We start from the raw sequence: 16,403 nt of genomic DNA on the forward strand, positions 1-16,403 counted from the left end.
ATATGTGCTTCTGGTACAAGTGGGACCACATAAAAAAGTTTAAACCCTCTCATACTGCCGTATGTAGAGGGTTTTTTATATAACAAAAACATAATTTTCTACTTCTTAATTTTACTCGGAGTTTGACTGAAAACTTCCTTAAACTTTCGGTTAAAATGTTCCACATTATTAAAACCGCTCATATAACTAATTTCAGATATTGTTAAATTTTGAATATTTGAGGATAATAGCTCATGTGCATATTCAAGGCGTTTCTGAATGATAAAATGATTGGGTGAACAGCCAAAATTCTCCTTAAACTTAGCAAACAATTTAGACTCGCTCATACAAGCGATTTTTGCCAGTTCTTCAATTTTTATTTTTGATTTAAAATTATTGTTGATGTAATTTATAACATCGTACAATGGATTATTTTCAGAAAGTTTTTGATTTAAAATAATTTTTCGCGCCTTAGATTGTAAAATTAAATAGGTTAATTCCTTCATCTTTAGTTGAAAAATATAATCCAATTGATGCATTTTTTCTTTCAGTGAAGTTCTGTCATTTAATAGATTAAAAAAGCTATTAATAAGTAATCCTTCTTCAGATACAAAATAATTCAATATTTCATTTTCGTCACCGCCTATTACATCAATCCAATCCTTATTTTGTATAGAAGTTATTTCATCGTAAAATGAACTTACAAAACTTTCGTCAATTGTAAGAATTGCACATTTTAATGGATTATCAAAAGAAGCATAATCAACATCAACAGTAAGAATTTGTTTCTTTTCTGGAATTAAAATTTTTCTGGTTCCAAAATCAAAACTTTCATCATTCCATTTAATTTTTTTTTCTCCTTGCAACATCATCGATACTGACGGATTATCAAAATTAAAATCTAGCCCCTTAAACGGTGTATTGGTTTCATATAAGCAAATTTCACCATAGGGTATACTATACACTGTTTTATGTTCGATTTTTTTCATTTGGCAGATACTAAAGTTCAAATTGTAGAATACATCAATAGAATGATAGGATACATCAATTTTTTTAAACGATAAATTCTAATTTTTGAGGTAATGAAATTAATAAAAAAATCAATATGAAAGAATATTCTTATATAATTAATGGTGTTGAAAAGACATCATTGGAAACGGTTGAGGTTTTTAATCCAGCAAATAAAGAACTTATAGGTAAGTATTTTGTTTCAACTATTGAAGATGTAGAGGAAGCGATAGAAAATTCTAAAATTGTTCAAAAATCTTGGTCAAAATTGGCACAAGAAGATCGTGATAACTATTTAATGAAGATTGCAGATGTCTTAATTAATAATAAAACTTATTTAGCTGAATTAATTACAAAGGAACAAGGAAAACCTTTAAATGGGCCAGGATCTAATTTTGAAATGGATGCTTGTATTGGGTGGACTCAAGTTCCTGCTTCGTTGAATTTAGAAGATGAGGTAATTTTTGAAGATGATACGCGTAAAGATATTTTACAAAGAAAACCTATTGGTGTTGTAGCTGCAATTACTCCTTGGAATTGGCCTTTGATGATTGCTATTTGGCAAATTATACCATCTATAAAAATGGGAAATACGGTTGTAGTAAAACCATCAGAATATACAACAATTGCTTCGTTAGAAATGTATCGTTTAATCAACGAAGTTTTACCTGCAGGTGTTATTAATGTTGTAACTGGTGATGGTAAAATTGGTGCACATATCACAGCTCATTCAAGTATTTCAAAAATTATGTTTACAGGTTCCATCGCTACAGGAAAACGAATTATAGAAGCTTCGAAGCATAATATGGCGCGTTTAACTTTAGAATGTGGTGGAAACGATGCTGGAATTGTTTTACCAAAAACAGATTTTAATTCTATTGCCGAAGGTTTATTCTGGGGTAGTTTTTTAAATATGGGACAAACTTGTGCCGCTTTAAAACGCTTATACGTGCATGAAGATGACTTAGATATTTGTGTTGAAGCCTTGAGTAATTTGACTAAGAATTTTAAAATGGGTGATGGGATGAATGAAGATGTTTTATTAGGTCCAATTCAAAACCAAATGCAATTTGATAAAGTAAATGCTTTGATAGAAGCAACTGCTAAAAATCCAAAAGCTAAAATTATTGTTCCAAATCCGGAAGTGTCAAATGATGGATTTTATATTCCAATCACATTTGTAACTGGTGTTGATAATGGTGATGCAATTGTAGATGAGGAGCAATTCGGAACCGTTTTACCAATTATTACCTATAAAACTTTAGAAGAAGCTATAGAAAAAGCCAACAGCTTAGAAATCGGGTTAGGAGCTTCTGTTTGGGGTAATGATCAAAAGTTAATGGAAGAAGTTGCTGATCAGTTAGAAGCAGGAACTGTTTGGATGAATCAACATGGTGCTATACATCCATTTGTACCTTTTGGAGGTGTAAAACAATCTGGATATGGAGTTGAATTCGGAATTGAAGGATTAAAAGCTGTGACAGTTCCAAAAATAATGAGTTATAAAAAATAATTATCTAAAATTAAACCACACAAAAATGAAAAATACATACGATTACATAGTTATTGGAGCAGGTTCTGGAGGTGCAGTTGTTGCTTCTCGATTAGCTGAAAATAAAAATTTAAAAGTTTTAATTCTAGAAGCTGGACCTTCTGATGTAGCTGAAGAAATTCAATCGCCTGCACAATGGCCATTAATTTGGAATACAAAAAGAGATTGGGCATATCATACAGTACCTCAAGAAGCAGCCGGAAATACTACTAAATATTGGCCTCGTGGAAAAACGTTAGGAGGTTCTAGTGCAATTAATGGAATGATTTACATTCGTGGAGCGAAAGAGGATTATGATAACTGGGCGTATAAAGGTTGTTACGGTTGGGATTATGAAAGTGTTTTGCCTTATTTTAAAAAATCTGAAGCTTATGAATTGGGTGAATCTGAAACTCATGGTGCTGACGGTCCAATGGCTGTAACTAAAATTAAAGAACCAAATCCTATTTCTATTGCAGCTATTAATGGTTGTAAAGAGTTAGGTTATCCTACAACTGATGATTTTAATACAAATATTTGGGGAGCTGGTTTAAATGATTTGTCTGTTACAAAAGATGGTGTTAGAGCATCTACTTCTGAAGCGTTTTTAAAACCTTATTTAAATAGTGATAATTTAACGATTATTACAGAAGCAACGGTTCATAGGTTGATTATCGAAGGTAAGAAGTGTGTTGGAGTAGAGTATGAGAAAGAAGGTGAAATAATTCAGACTCGTGCAAATGAGGAAATAGTACTTTCTGCAGGTACTATAGGTTCAGCTCAGCTATTAATGCTTTCGGGAATTGGAGATCAAAGTGAATTAAGTAATGTAGGGATTGAAACCATTCATCATTTACCAGGTGTTGGTAAAAATTTACAAGATCATTTATTATGTAGTGTAATTTTTGAAGCTAAGCAAACGATTGTTCCTCCAAAAGCGAATTTATTAGAAGCACAAATATTTTGGAAAAGTCGTCCAGAAATGAAAGTGCCAGATATGCAACCTTTATTTATGGCTTTACCATATTATGCTCCAGGTTTTGAAGGTCCAGAAAATGCTTTTACGTTTTGTGCAGGGATGATTAGACCGGTTTCTAAAGGATTCATTAAACTGAAATCAAGTAATCCAAAAGAATATCCAATCATTGATCCTAAATATTTATCAGAACAAGCAGATTTAGATGCTTTATACGAAGCTGTTGAATTGTGTCGTAAATTAGGTTACACAGAAGCTTTAAAAGATTGGATGAAAGAAGAAATTTATCCAGGAAAAGATAAATCTAAAGAAGAAGTTTTAGATTATATCAGAAAATCTGCAAGTACATACCATCATATGACAGGAACTTGTAAAATGGGAATCGACAAAGAATCAGTTGTAGATCCGGAATTAAGAGTTTATGGTATTGAAGGACTAAGAGTAGCTGATGCTTCAGTGATGCCAGATGTTCCTTCTGGTAACACTAACGCACCTACCATTATGATTGGCGAAAAAGCCGCTGATATGATTCTGAAAACTTATAATAAAAAGAACAACTAAGAATTAAGATAATTAATTATAAACAATAATCCCATTCAATATTTTGAATGGGATTTTTTTAATATATAGAATATGATAGGATAATTTATAAAACAAATAGTAAATATTTTATATGACTCAATTTAAAATAAATTTATAGAATATAAATTTTGGAATTAAAAATAGACCTATCTAAAAAAAATAGGTCTATTAATTGGTTAATTGAAAAGATTTATTCTATTAAATTGGTTTATTTATTATTGTGGACATGTAACTTCTTCAGTATTTAATTGTCCATTGTCAGATACAGTTATTTCAAAACATTTATTACCTGGTGATTTAATTTTAATTTTATTCAAAACTACTTCTTCTACAATTTCACCCATATTCTTCCATTCTAGTTTTGCATTAGAGTTGATTGTATTACTACTACCACCATCGGTAACAAGTACTTGATTTTTTTCTCCATTATTAGATGGGAAAACATAAGATTCCTCACGGTACATATCATCAGAAATTTTTCTAGAGAACTTAAAAGTTACATTTTCTTCTGTAGTACCTAATTTAATTTCATTTTTATTACTAATGTTATATGAACCTAAAATGAATTGATTTGAGAATTCTCCAGAATTATTAACATCACTTATCATTTTTAATCCCGTCGAATATTCACCTACACCAGTTGCTACACGATAATTAGAATTACTTAGATTAATACCATAGTCATTTTCAAAAATAATTTTTTGATTAGAGTTAGTCTTATCGTAAATACGGACTTCATTTAAACTTACTAGTCGGTTATCTGTTAATCCTGTTACTTTATAATCCATAAATCCTTTAGGTGATAATATTATATCTTCTACTGAATTTCTAAAATTAGATACTGAAGAAGTAAAATCAAAAGGTTCGCCTAGATATCCAAAATTACCATCAATAAAAACACTTTCATTGCCATTATTAAACTCTTGACTGATAAGTTTTGAATTAGTGAATTTTTGATTATTTATATTTGTCGTTTTGATAGTAGAAATAGCCCCATTTACTTCTAATGAAGTATCTGCTACTCTATCCGTTAATTTATGTCCAATTGCAACTTTACCTTCTTGGTAAATATTTTGATTGTTGTCTGACGCTTGTGTATCAGTTCCCTGAATTTTCCAAGGTTCTGTTTGTGGACTAATTAAATCAGAAATATTTTTCCATTCTAAATGTGTTGTATTTGTTTCATCTTGGGTTTTAGATACTAAAACTTGATTTAAAGTACCTGCTTTTCTTGGGAATACGTATGAACTTTTATTTTCAGTATCGTTATTGTCACTAAAAGAAAATTTAATTCCTGTAGAATTTTCTAATGAAATTTTATTTACATTACCATTAACTTTTGATTCTAAAACAAAGCCATTTAACCCAACATCTTCCGAATCACTTTGCATAATAATAGAATTTGAGTGATTGTTACCAGAATTAATAAAAATTTGATTAATTGCAGATTTACCTACAAAACCAGTTGACTTATTTACGTTTATTTTTAAATCAGGATTTGACTTATCGAAGAAAATTTCTTGTTTTAATGTTTGGTTCGTATCCGTACTATTTGCTGACCCAATTACTTCATAGTATCCTTTTCTATTATTTGTTTTAGAATCTATAGATAATATATTTTCTGGATTAGTTATATCAATAGCTTCACCAGAATACATTGATTTTACATCTACAATAATTTCATTCGAAGAACCGTAATCTACAGCTAAACCTTTTACATCAAAACTATTTAACGAACTAGTGTTATTTACAACATTAGATGTACCTTTTACGTGTAAGTTATAATTTGAAACAGGTCCATCCTTATCAAATCCAATTGCAACTTTACCTTCTTGGTAAATATTTTGGTTGTTGTCTGATGCTTGTGTTTCAGTTCCTTGTACTTTCCAAGGCTGTGGACTTGTTAAATCAGAAATATTTTTCCATTCTAGTTCTGTACGTATTAGAGGGTTTCCATCTGCATCTCTAGGTGGATTTGAATTGTCATATCCTTTAGTAGTTAAAACCTGATTTTCAGACCCTATAGATTTTGGGAATATATATGCACCTGATGTTCTGATTCCAGATACTTCATCTGGTTTAGAATATTGAAATACTATTCCTTTAGGGTCAGATAAACTTATTGTATTTTGATTTTCAAAGTCTTGTCTAGAATTTAAAGTAAATACACTTTTTAAATTAGATGCATCAGGATTAGATTGCATCACTATACCGTTATGCAAATATTTATCACTATCAGTTGAAACTGTAAATGATGCGCTATTACCGTTTAATAAATGTATAGACTGTACATTAGAGTGTAAATCTGAATTAGTTTTGTTATCATATCTCTCTTCTCGACCTATTAATTTTAAAGAATTATTATTTGTTGGGTAATAAAGAGTGTTTCTTGTACTTAATCTACCATTTATTAATGAGTTATTAAAAACATTCTCAGAGTTTGTGAAATCTATTATATCTCCACTGTAATAAGATTCGAAATTATAATTAAAATTTCCCAAATAAGGAACACGGCCTTTGTCACCATTAATTTTTACATAATTCTCGTTTTCACTATTAACTTCTGTTTTTGTTGCTCCCTTTACATCTAATTTATATTTAGAAGTTGGGTCATTTTCTTTAAAACCAATAGCTACATTACCTTCTTGGTAAATGTTTTCATAGTTGTTAGATGCTTGTTTATTAGTGTTTTGTATTCTCCAAGGTTCAATATTCATTTTTTGCCAAACAGCTCCGTCAAAAAAGTAATATCCTGGATTATTAATGTTGATAGTTTTATCACTTGCAGCTTCTGTTAAACCTTCAGTAATATAAACTATAGTTCCTTTTTGTAACTCAGTATATAAATTATCTTTTGCTTTTAAATCGTTTCCAGAAAATTGTGGTGTAATTATACCTTCAGGTAATGTAGATTTAAATTCTTCAGATTCTTTAACATGCAACGTTGATTTTGGTAATTCAGTATTTATACCAACTTGTGCATTCAAAGAGGTTGCTCCAAATACAATAGCGATTAAAATGTAATTCTTTTTCATAATGGGATTTCGATTAATTATAGAGCAAAATTATAAAACAATAGATTGTACTTATATTACAAGTGTATAAGTTTTATTAATTCTTACATTAGTTTTTTGTTGGTTAAATTATTTTATATAAGTTAATTAAGCTTTATGAAAAATGAATTTTTTCTAAAATATAATTTTTCCGAAAAAGTAAAAATTAATAACTAATAAAAGATTTATTAATTACGGTTTCGTAGGGAGTGGTATTGATCTATGTAGATATTTTTGATACATCGTATAAAAACAAATAGAGATTTAGCTTAATATTAAGGTAAGTTGATAGTTGTTAATAAATGTTAGTTATTAATTAATCTTTAAAGTTCAATTTGAAAATTCTTATACTAAAACGTAAGGTAGATATGCATAATAGGCTTTAAAATGTTTTGAAATTTTAAATACAAGCATAAAGGCCTAGTTAATATATTTAGATATGATTAATTTAAGTGAAGAAGGGTAGAATATATTATTTTTTGATAGAATAAGTATTGAAAGATTTTACCCAATATAATATATCTTTTATAAACTAATTTGTGAAATAGAAGTATTTAGATTCAATTTATAAAATGACTTTTAATTTTTTTAGTATCAAATTTTAAAATTAGATATAAAAAAATAATTAAGTACTTTAATTATTTAATAGAAAAAAATCAATTCAAATTTGATTAAAAATAAAAATCGGAAAATCTTAAGATTTTCCGATTTTTTAAAATTTATATAAAAATTTATTAGTCAAATTGTACACAATTCCAACCTTGACAAGCTTGAGGTCTTTCCTTTTCTTTTTCTTTTCCAAATAAATTTATAGCTGGATTTGTGTTGCTCGAATTAATTGTATCAGTTGTGTTTCTTGATTCAATTTTCGGGAAAGTAGCGTTGTATTCAGAGTTGTCATCATCGTTTGCACATGAAACAAGTGATAAAGATATTGCAGTTAATACAATTAATTTAGAGTAAAGTCGTTTAATATTCATATGTTTTTTTTTCAAAACTATATATTGTAGGTTATATTTGGAAATAAATATAGTCATATTTTATATATAATGACGGAAAACGTATATAATTGATTGTAAATAATTAAAAATGAAGTTAAATACTTTAATTTTTTTTCTATTTGTTTGTATAAATTCCTTTTCACAAACAGATATTAAAAACGAAAACATAAAAGAGTTACTTAATAATAGAACTGATCTAACAAATGAAGCAATCTTCGAAAGATTAGATAAAGCTATAGCTCTTGCTATTTCTACTAACGATGAAGAAATAATTTCAACTGCTTATTTAGAAAAAGCAACATTCTTATATGGACAAAAAAAATATAAAACTTCATTAGAAAATTATTTAAAAGCTTCTCAATATTTAGATCCAAAGAAAAATAGTTCTAAATATTATACAATTCAATACGGATTAGCATTATCAAATCAACATATAGGAAATTTAGAAGAAGCAAATACGATTCTATTAGAATGTTACAACTACTTTAAAAATAATCAAGAAATTGATGATAATAAAAAGGCTTTAGCCGCTGTATTAGGAAGGTTAACGGTTCTGAATATATTAAATAACAATATATTGAAAGCCGAAACTTATAACGAAGAACATCTAAAAGGTTCAAACGATAAAATTGATTCAGATTATGCTTTAAAAAACAAAGGTATAATACAATTTTATAAAGGAAATTACGATGAATCAATTAAGTTATTAGAGAAGTCTTTAACTACTATTGTAAATAATAAAGATGTTTACTGGGAAATGTATATCCTTTATTATTTAGGTGAAAATTATCAGAAAAAAGGCGAGCAAAATAAAGCAATAAGTTACTACGAACAAGTTAAAGCGCTATATGAAAAGACAGGAATTACAGATATTACTTTGCGAGATAATTTCCTGAAATTAAATAGTTATTATAAAGAACAAGGTGATAAGAGCAAGCAAGTTGAAGTAATTAATACTTTAATAGAATTTGATAGCATAAATTATGTCGTAAATCAAGAAGTTTCACAACATTATTTCAATGACTATATAAAGAACAATTTAACATTACAAAGAGATCAATTAGAGAAAGAAGTTAAATTTCTTAATACACAAAGTATAGTTCTTCTAATTCTTATTGTAATTATCGCAATTGCATCATTTTTAGTTTATTATAAATTAAAGAAGAAGAACGAAATTTTAAATAGAAAAGTAGAAGAGTATCTTGATAAGTTAAGCCAGGATAGTACTGAAGAAGTTGTAGTAGCTAAGGTTGAAACAATTTTAGAATCGGATAAAATTTTATTTCAAGAATTAGAGCAGAAAATCAGGGTTTTCGAGGAAAATCTAGAGTTTATTAATTCAGATGTTTCATTAGATTCTTTAGCAAAGAGTTTAAATACAAACCGTTCTACCTTATCTAAATTTGTAAATACATATAAGAATAAGAATTTTAGAAAATATTTAAATGATCTTCGTATCAACTATATCATCAAAAAGTTAGTGAGTGATAAAAAATACCTAAATCTTACGATGGATGGGCTTGCAGAAGAGTGTGGTTTTAATTCTAGACAGAAATTTTCTGATGCATTTTTAGATACAACTAATATCAGACCGAAAGATTTTATCAAAAATTTGAGTGATAAAATAGATAAATAAATCAGTTCCGAATTGAAATTTTTTATATAAAGTACAGAAACGTCTATTTCTGTACTTTTTTTATTTACATAACAAAAAATATGACTAAAAATTTAAATTTTTATTAATTATATAATGAATTTAATAACAATCATTTAAGTTTTTTAAAAAAGGAAAAAATATATTCTTTTACGTCAAAAATAATACGCTATGACGATACTTGACTACAAGTACTTGCATCAAGTAAAAAACTAATCTACTTTTACCTCAAGGATTACGACATATTCTTGGAGTAATATCGAGGCGCTAATTTACTAATGTTAAATGTTATCATTGGTCTCGATAGGAAATAAGAATAGTTTTAAGTTAGTTAGGTTAGTAAACATGGTAGTTTTTTAGTTGAACTACCATGTTTCTTTTAAAAATCCGAATATGGAATTAAATACAATATTCCATATATAAGTTTAGAAATTTTCTTTTAGTTTAATATTTTATGCATTTTTTTTAAGAAACGTTTATTGATAAGATAAACGTTTTTTTATTTGCATAAAAAAAGCCCTTTAAACGGGCTTTTTTCTTTATGTTTCTTATGGATTAGTCGACCATAATCCGAAATCTTTTACAAAAGCACGCTGCGGAAGTTTTAAATGACTCACAATTAAGTAAGCTAAATCCTCAGGCTGTAAAACACGATCTTCGTTTCCATCCGTAAACTTAGCATTTAAAGTCATTTCAGTAGCGATTGTACTTGGGTTAATCGTTGTAACACGCACACCTTTTTTTCTAAATTCTTGCATCACAGCCTCCGTCATATTAATCACAGCAGCTTTAGAAGCTCCATAAGCACTCAAATTAGCGTTTCCTTTTAATCCAGCTGTAGAAGCAATATTAATGATGTCACTTGATGTTTGTTGCGTTAAATAAGGTAAAACCTCATGCATTACGTAATATGTCCCTAAAACGTTTGTTTTAATAGTATTTTCAAAATCTTCAATTGGTAAATCTAAAATTCCACCAACTCTTAAAATACCTGCATTGTTAATTAAGATGTCTATTGATGCTGCATTTTCAGTTAATTCGTTAACAGAATTTTTCACTTCTTGTAACTCACTAATATCTGCAGTTGAAATTGAAACAGAAATTGTATCATCTATAGTTTTTGCTTCGCTAGCAACTGTTTCTAAATCTGATAATGTTCTACCAACTAATAATAAATTAACTCCTTCTTTAGCCAATGCTAAAGCCATTGCTTTTCCTAAACCTTTTCCAGCTCCTGTAATTAAAGCTGTTTTTCCATTTAATGATTGCATTTCCATTGTAATAAATTTTTACAAAGTTTGTTTATTTCAGCTAATTCATCAAATGTTTTAGAATAAATTATGTTTAAATAATTTAGAATTTTATCTCGCAAATTGAAGATTTATAAGAGTGATATGCAAATGCTTCGAATTAATTATTTTATTTAAAACATTATATGCTATTGTGTTTTAATATTTTGTATATTAATAAAAAATTAATTCTTTTAGCTTTGAGATTAGTAATATTAGTGATGTTTTTATTGTTTTCTTTTAAGGGATATAGTTTTCCGAAATTCGAAAGTGAACAAAGATTTTATGATGAATCGCTAAATAAAGAATTTAGAGCGGCGTCAGATTTATTGGGAGATTTATATATCAATAAAGATTTAGAAACTAAAATTAAAATTGGCTTAAACAAAAGTTCTGATAATGATTATTATTCAAATAAGTTTAATGCTTTATTATTTCATTATTACTTTTTAATTGGTGATACAAGAGCGTGTTATGCAATTTTTGAAAAAGAAATAATGAGAACTGAAATTGAAAGTAAAATTTCTTATGTTTTCCTACTGAGCGAATTTTACGACTACTTCAACAAAGTTTCATATACGGAGTATACGGATCAGATTTTGAAAAGAATTAAGTTTATTGGGAGTGAACTAAAAGGAGATGAAAAATTATATGTTGAATCTACTTTTTTGCTGAAAAAAAGTTTGTCATTCAATAAAAGTAACATCATTGTTAGTCGTGATTTGTTAAATGAATCGATAACAATTTTAGAAGAATTAAGTACAGTTTTACCGAAAGAAGATTATAAAGTCGCTAAAACAATTGCATATAATTATTTAGGAATTACTTATATGGATCATCTTGCAGCTAATAGTAACAATCAGGATGATGAAAATAAATTAGTTCATGCAATTTCATTATTTAAGAAATCCTTGCGTTTTAATGCAACCAAAAGCGCGTATTCTAGTTTTACAGTGTATAATAATTTAGCCTATGCAAACAACGTAAAAGGCGATTACAATCAAGCGTTGATATACACAAAACAAATGGATGAATTGCTTAAAAATGCTGATAAAAAGGTTTATTTATTCGATAAAATGTATTGTAATTACACAGATAGCTATAATTTATTGTTAGATAAAACGAATACTGAAAAATATTATCCACTGTGCATTAAAGGCATCAAAGAAGCGGAAATTCTTAAACAAGATATTCTTAATTTGATTAATGAAAATAAATTAAATATCAGTCCTGAAATTAAGATTTCTAATCCACATAAATATAGAAATATAGCAATAGTGGTTTTTGGATTAATAATTATTATCGGTTTGTTGTATTTGTTTAATAAAAGACAATCAGCAAATTAATTGATGAATTTTAAAAGAATATTTATCTAAAAATTTTATTTGTAACAAAGAATGAGTTAAATTTAATAGGCTAAAAATTTCCATTATGAAAAGAGTATTTTTTGAAAAAGATCCAAAAAAAGATTTTTTATTTATTATTTCTGAACCAAACGACTCTTCGGAAATCTATCGAGTGCGAAATTTTACAGACGAAACAGGTCACGAGTATGTTTACACATTGATTGGCGAAAGAAAGATATTAACTGATGAAATCTTGAACAATAATGTTTCTTCGTTAGCAGAAGGAAAATATATCAATTACAATGGGGAAGGGGAATTATCTTCAGCCAAAGAATGTATCGAAAGTATGCTAGATTTTAGAAATTTAAATAAAGAAAATGACATCTATATTTATGTCAGAAACAAATAAAACATTGTTTTATTACATATAAATTTGCAGAATGAAAAAATTATTACTGTTTGTTTTAGGAATTTCATTCTGTTTTTTTTTGGTCACAATTTCTTTTGAATATTTTTTGAGAGCAATTCCAAATGATTTCAAAACGAAACAGTATCATCTTCGAAAAAATAAAGAAAATATTGAAGTTTTAATTCTAGGAAGTTCACATACTTTTGTTGGTGTAGATCCTAAATATTTTGAAAAACCAGCATTTAATTTGGCTTATTCATCTCAAACTTTAGATTTGGATGAGAAGCTATTTAATCGTTATAAAAATCAATTAACACAGCTGAAAACAGTAATAATTCCTGTGTCATATTTTAGTTATGTATTGGCTTTGGAAGATGGAACTTCTGCTCATAAAATCAAAAATTATAACATCTATTACCAGTTATATTCTCATACTTTTAAAATTGAAAATCAACTTGAAATTGCACATCAAAGTTTTGATAAAAATTTAGCTGATTTAGAATTGTTTAAGAGTAATCCTGATTTTAAAATCACAATAGATTCTACTGGTTATATTAACAAGCGCTATATAAAATCAAATTTAGATTGGCAAGAAAGTGCGATTCATGCGGTTAATAATCATTCCAAAAACATGGATGATAATTTAACCAAATTGCGAATGAATCAAAATCAGAAATCATTAGAAAATATAATTTCTTGGTGCGAGGAAAATCAAATTAAAGTTATTTTAGTTTCATCGCCAACAACTGATGCTTATGTCAAAAAATTGAACGCAAAGCAATTCAATTATTGGCGAATGACTACTCATGCTATTTCAAAAAAATATCAAAATGTAATTTGGCTAAATTTCCTTGAAAATAACGAGTTATTTACCTTGGATGATTTTCAAAATGCAGATCATTTGAATGAAAATGGTGCTGAAAAAATGTCGATTATTCTGAATCAATATTTGTAGGTTTCCATACATCAACAACTTGATTATTTTTATAAATAACAACTTCTTTCAATCCACGATAAAAAGGGCCTTTATCAATTATTACAAAGGTTTCTAAATAACTTATCTTATCTAGAATTTGCTCATTCTGGAAGGTCTGAAAAGTGTTTTTGAAACCTATAAAAACAGTGTTTGAAGGAAGATTTTCTAACTCATTTTCTTCAATTATTTTCACGTCATCTTTTGTTGCGTAAAATTGATCCAATATATAATCAAATGTGACTAGATTTTTACCTTCTAAAAATGGGCTGAATTTCAAAAAATCAATCAACTCTTTTACTTTCCTATAAAAATTACCAACCATTGGCGGTTTTGGAATATTAACTTCAAATAAATTTCCATCAATTAAACGTAAAGGCTGTACAAGTTGTAACTCTTTTTTATGGTTAATTAGATGCTGATAATTAAAATCTCTTCGTCTAAATTCTTCTTCAATTTGTGTTGAAGTTGATTCGTTTTTAATAGGTGTAAATTGATTAATAAAATCAATTAATTCAACGTTAGATAGTTTGTTGAAAACTAAATTTGAAATGTTTGTGTGATTCATACAATAAATTTTTAATGTTTATTGTATTTCGATTAATAGAGGATGTTTTACGTTATTTTTGGAAAGTAATCCCGTATTATTTGACCACCGTGGAGACTACTCTCGGTTGGTATCACAATGCTGTGATTCGAAATACGTGGTAAAAGTATAATTTATATTCTAATTTTCAAAATGCTGATTTTGATGTAGATGTGTAAAAGAATAATTTTTATGTTAGAATGCTTACTTTTACTGAACTAAAACGAATGAAATGAATAATTATATTCAGATAGAAAATCAACTTAAAGAACAATTTTCAGAATTAAAATCGCGTAAAAATTTATTAAGTAATATCCGTTTAGCGGCATTTGTTATGACTTGTGTATTATTTTATTTTTACGTTTCTCATGACAATATTTTATTGCTTTTAGCAACCGGAATTCTATTTATAATCTTTATGATTTTTGTGGTGAAATCCACAAATGTTTCGAACAAAATCGCACACATTTCTCAGTCTTTGTTAATTATTGAAGATATTAAAACTAACGATAGAGTTGATGAATACGTAGCTATAAACGATGAACATTTTGCTAATGTTTATAACAAAGATTTGGATATTTTAGAAGGCCAGTCTTTGTTTAATCGTTTAAATAAAACACAATCTTATATTGGAAATGTACAATTGAAATATTTTTTATCGAACTTAATTTTTGAAAAAGAAGAAATTTTAAATCGGCAGAAAGCTTTAGAAGAATTAAAAAATAAACCCGATTGGATTGTAAAATTCTTAACATTTTCTAGCAAAGCTAATTTAAAATCTTTCGAGATTTTCGGAACTTTAAATCGTCAATTTGAAAATCAAAATTTAAGATTTTTACCTATTGTTTTAGGAGTTATCAATCTTGCGATTTTTATTTATTTAGCCGTTTTAGGTTTTCCTAAAAAAGCAGTTTTCTTTTGGATTGTGATAGCTATTCCTGTAGGATTTATCATCAATTTTTTATTTAAAAATCGAATCAATAAGTCACTTTCTTTCGCCTTTATTAGCCCTGAACAATTAGATCATTTAATTGAACTTTTAATTCATACAGAAAATGAAGACTTTAAAGAAGAAATTAATTTAAACAATAAAAACGGACTTTTTAATGATGGTGTAAAAGCTTCTGATCAATTAAAGGGGATTAAATCTTCCATGGATGGTTTTTCCGCTTTAGGAATTCCAATTGCTGGTTTTCTGTTAAATTGTTTTACACTTTGGAAATTGTACCACACCATTCAGTTAGAAGGTAGAGTAGGATCCGCTATCAAAAATAATCAAGATTGGATTGTGAAATTATCAGCGATTGAAGCGTATATTTCTTTTGCAATTTTTAATGATAAATTCAATACTTTTTCCACGCCAATTATTTCGGATCAACCATTTGAATTGAGTTTAAAAAATGCATTTCATCCTTTATTGAGTGAAGATATTGCTGTTAAAAACGAGTTTCAATCTAATCGACGAAATAATATTGCAATTATAACTGGTGCAAACATGGCTGGTAAAAGTACGTTTTTGCGTACAGTCGGAACAAATCTTGTTTTAGCAATGAATGGTGCGAATGTAAGTGCGGCAGAAATGGTTTTTTATCCGATGGATATTTTTACAAGTATTCGTACAGTTGATAACCTTTCGTCTGGAGATTCTTATTTTAAAAACGAAATTAATAAATTGAAAATTCTAATTGATCGTTTAGAAGAAGGTAAGCCACAATACATAATTTTAGATGAAATTTTGAAAGGAACAAATTCTCAGGATAAATTAATTGGTTCGCAGAAATTCTTGGAAAAATTAATGAAATCTAAAACGAATTTAACTTGTTTTATCGCAACACATGATTTAGAATTGACGAAGATGGAATCCGATTTTCCGGATCATATTATCAATTATTGTTTTGAACTGAAAAATGTAGACGAAAATTACTTTTCAGATTACAAATTGAGAAAAGGAACAACGCAAATGATGAACGCGATTTATCTCTTAAAACAATATAAAATTATTGATTAATGATAAAG

12 protein-coding genes and 1 riboswitch are annotated in these 16,403 nt (G+C 27.7%); of the genes, 7 read left to right on the forward strand and 5 right to left on the reverse strand.

Annotation, left to right across the window (positions count from 1 at the left end; genetic code table 11):
* Positions 1-98 precede the first annotated feature (98 nt).
* Positions 99-968 (reverse strand): helix-turn-helix domain-containing protein, encoded by an 870-nt coding sequence (locus J9309_RS08640; RefSeq protein ID WP_230475487.1) that lies wholly within the window; start codon positions 966-968, stop codon positions 99-101.
* Between the two features lie 116 nt (positions 969-1,084).
* Between J9309_RS08640 and J9309_RS08645 the strand changes: the two genes are divergently transcribed.
* Complete coding sequence (locus J9309_RS08645) at positions 1,085-2,500, forward strand: aldehyde dehydrogenase family protein (RefSeq protein ID WP_230475488.1); 1,416 nt, start codon at positions 1,085-1,087, stop codon at positions 2,498-2,500.
* Between the two features lie 25 nt (positions 2,501-2,525).
* Positions 2,526-4,055, forward strand: coding sequence for a GMC family oxidoreductase (locus J9309_RS08650; protein WP_230475489.1), 1,530 nt, complete (start codon positions 2,526-2,528; stop codon positions 4,053-4,055).
* A gap of 236 nt (positions 4,056-4,291) precedes the next feature.
* Here the strand turns inward: J9309_RS08650 and J9309_RS08655 are convergent, their stop codons facing one another.
* Together J9309_RS08655 and J9309_RS08660 are read right to left on the reverse strand one after the other, a co-directional pair.
* Positions 4,292-7,111 carry a hypothetical protein gene (locus J9309_RS08655; RefSeq protein WP_230475490.1) on the reverse strand — a complete coding sequence of 940 codons (2,820 nt, stop codon included), beginning with the start codon at positions 7,109-7,111 and terminating at the stop codon, positions 4,292-4,294.
* Between the two features lie 752 nt (positions 7,112-7,863).
* Positions 7,864-8,109 (reverse strand): hypothetical protein, encoded by a 246-nt coding sequence (locus J9309_RS08660; protein ID WP_230475491.1) that lies wholly within the window; start codon positions 8,107-8,109, stop codon positions 7,864-7,866.
* Positions 8,110-8,218: 109 nt separating this feature from the next.
* On the opposite strand from J9309_RS08660, the gene J9309_RS08665 reads away from it, so the two are divergent.
* Positions 8,219-9,766, forward strand: coding sequence for a tetratricopeptide repeat protein (locus J9309_RS08665; RefSeq protein ID WP_230475492.1), 1,548 nt, complete (start codon positions 8,219-8,221; stop codon positions 9,764-9,766).
* Positions 9,767-10,332: 566 nt separating this feature from the next.
* On the opposite strand, the gene J9309_RS08670 is transcribed toward J9309_RS08665, so the two are convergent.
* Positions 10,333-11,061, reverse strand: a complete 729-nt coding sequence (locus J9309_RS08670; RefSeq protein WP_230475493.1) for a 3-ketoacyl-ACP reductase — start codon at positions 11,059-11,061, stop codon at positions 10,333-10,335.
* Between the two features lie 212 nt (positions 11,062-11,273).
* On the opposite strand from J9309_RS08670, the gene J9309_RS08675 reads away from it, so the two are divergent.
* The 3 genes from J9309_RS08675 to J9309_RS08685 all read left to right on the forward strand — a co-directional run bounded on the left by J9309_RS08675 (position 11,274) and on the right by J9309_RS08685 (position 13,783).
* The gene (locus J9309_RS08675; protein WP_230475494.1) at positions 11,274-12,419 is read left to right on the forward strand and encodes a hypothetical protein; all 1,146 of its coding nucleotides are present in this window, start codon (positions 11,274-11,276) and stop codon (positions 12,417-12,419) included.
* An 85-nt stretch (positions 12,420-12,504) separates the two neighbouring features.
* A complete protein-coding gene (locus J9309_RS08680) occupies positions 12,505-12,828 on the forward strand; it encodes a hypothetical protein (RefSeq protein WP_230475495.1) in 324 nt (107 codons plus the stop codon).
* 31 nt (positions 12,829-12,859) lie between these two features.
* Positions 12,860-13,783 (forward strand): hypothetical protein, encoded by a 924-nt coding sequence (locus J9309_RS08685; protein ID WP_230475496.1) that lies wholly within the window; start codon positions 12,860-12,862, stop codon positions 13,781-13,783.
* Here J9309_RS08685 and J9309_RS08690 read toward each other — a convergent pair.
* Complete coding sequence (locus J9309_RS08690; protein WP_230475497.1) at positions 13,761-14,369, reverse strand: hypothetical protein; 609 nt, start codon at positions 14,367-14,369, stop codon at positions 13,761-13,763. The two genes, J9309_RS08685 and J9309_RS08690, sit on opposite strands and share 23 nt — an antisense overlap.
* Positions 14,370-14,414: 45 nt before the next feature.
* A riboswitch (SAM-I-IV-variant riboswitch) is annotated at positions 14,415-14,510 on the reverse strand.
* A 109-nt stretch (positions 14,511-14,619) separates the two neighbouring features.
* Between J9309_RS08690 and J9309_RS08695 the strand changes: the two genes are divergently transcribed.
* A complete protein-coding gene (locus J9309_RS08695) occupies positions 14,620-16,395 on the forward strand; it encodes a MutS-related protein (protein WP_230475498.1) in 1,776 nt (591 codons plus the stop codon).
* The last annotated feature ends 8 nt before the right edge of the window (positions 16,396-16,403 follow it).

The sequence above is a fragment of the Faecalibacter bovis genome (genome assembly GCF_017948305.1).
GTDB lineage: Bacteria > Bacteroidota > Bacteroidia > Flavobacteriales > Weeksellaceae > Empedobacter > Empedobacter bovis.

Excerpts from the sequence above, each read along its gene's own strand:
- J9309_RS08640 (WP_230475487.1), bottom strand. The coding sequence starts at position 968 with ATGAAAAAAATCGAACATAAAACAGTGTATAGTATACCCTATGGTGAA.
- J9309_RS08645 (WP_230475488.1), top strand. The coding sequence starts at position 1,085 with ATGAAAGAATATTCTTATATAATTAATGGTGTTGAAAAGACATCATTG.
- J9309_RS08650 (WP_230475489.1), top strand. The coding sequence starts at position 2,526 with ATGAAAAATACATACGATTACATAGTTATTGGAGCAGGTTCTGGAGGT.
- J9309_RS08655 (WP_230475490.1), bottom strand. The coding sequence starts at position 7,111 with ATGAAAAAGAATTACATTTTAATCGCTATTGTATTTGGAGCAACCTCT.
- J9309_RS08660 (WP_230475491.1), bottom strand. The coding sequence starts at position 8,109 with ATGAATATTAAACGACTTTACTCTAAATTAATTGTATTAACTGCAATA.
- J9309_RS08665 (WP_230475492.1), top strand. The coding sequence starts at position 8,219 with ATGAAGTTAAATACTTTAATTTTTTTTCTATTTGTTTGTATAAATTCC.
- J9309_RS08670 (WP_230475493.1), bottom strand. The coding sequence starts at position 11,061 with ATGGAAATGCAATCATTAAATGGAAAAACAGCTTTAATTACAGGAGCT.
- J9309_RS08680 (WP_230475495.1), top strand. The coding sequence starts at position 12,505 with ATGAAAAGAGTATTTTTTGAAAAAGATCCAAAAAAAGATTTTTTATTT.
- J9309_RS08685 (WP_230475496.1), top strand. The coding sequence starts at position 12,860 with ATGAAAAAATTATTACTGTTTGTTTTAGGAATTTCATTCTGTTTTTTT.
- J9309_RS08690 (WP_230475497.1), bottom strand. The coding sequence starts at position 14,369 with ATGAATCACACAAACATTTCAAATTTAGTTTTCAACAAACTATCTAAC.
- J9309_RS08695 (WP_230475498.1), top strand. The coding sequence starts at position 14,620 with ATGAATAATTATATTCAGATAGAAAATCAACTTAAAGAACAATTTTCA.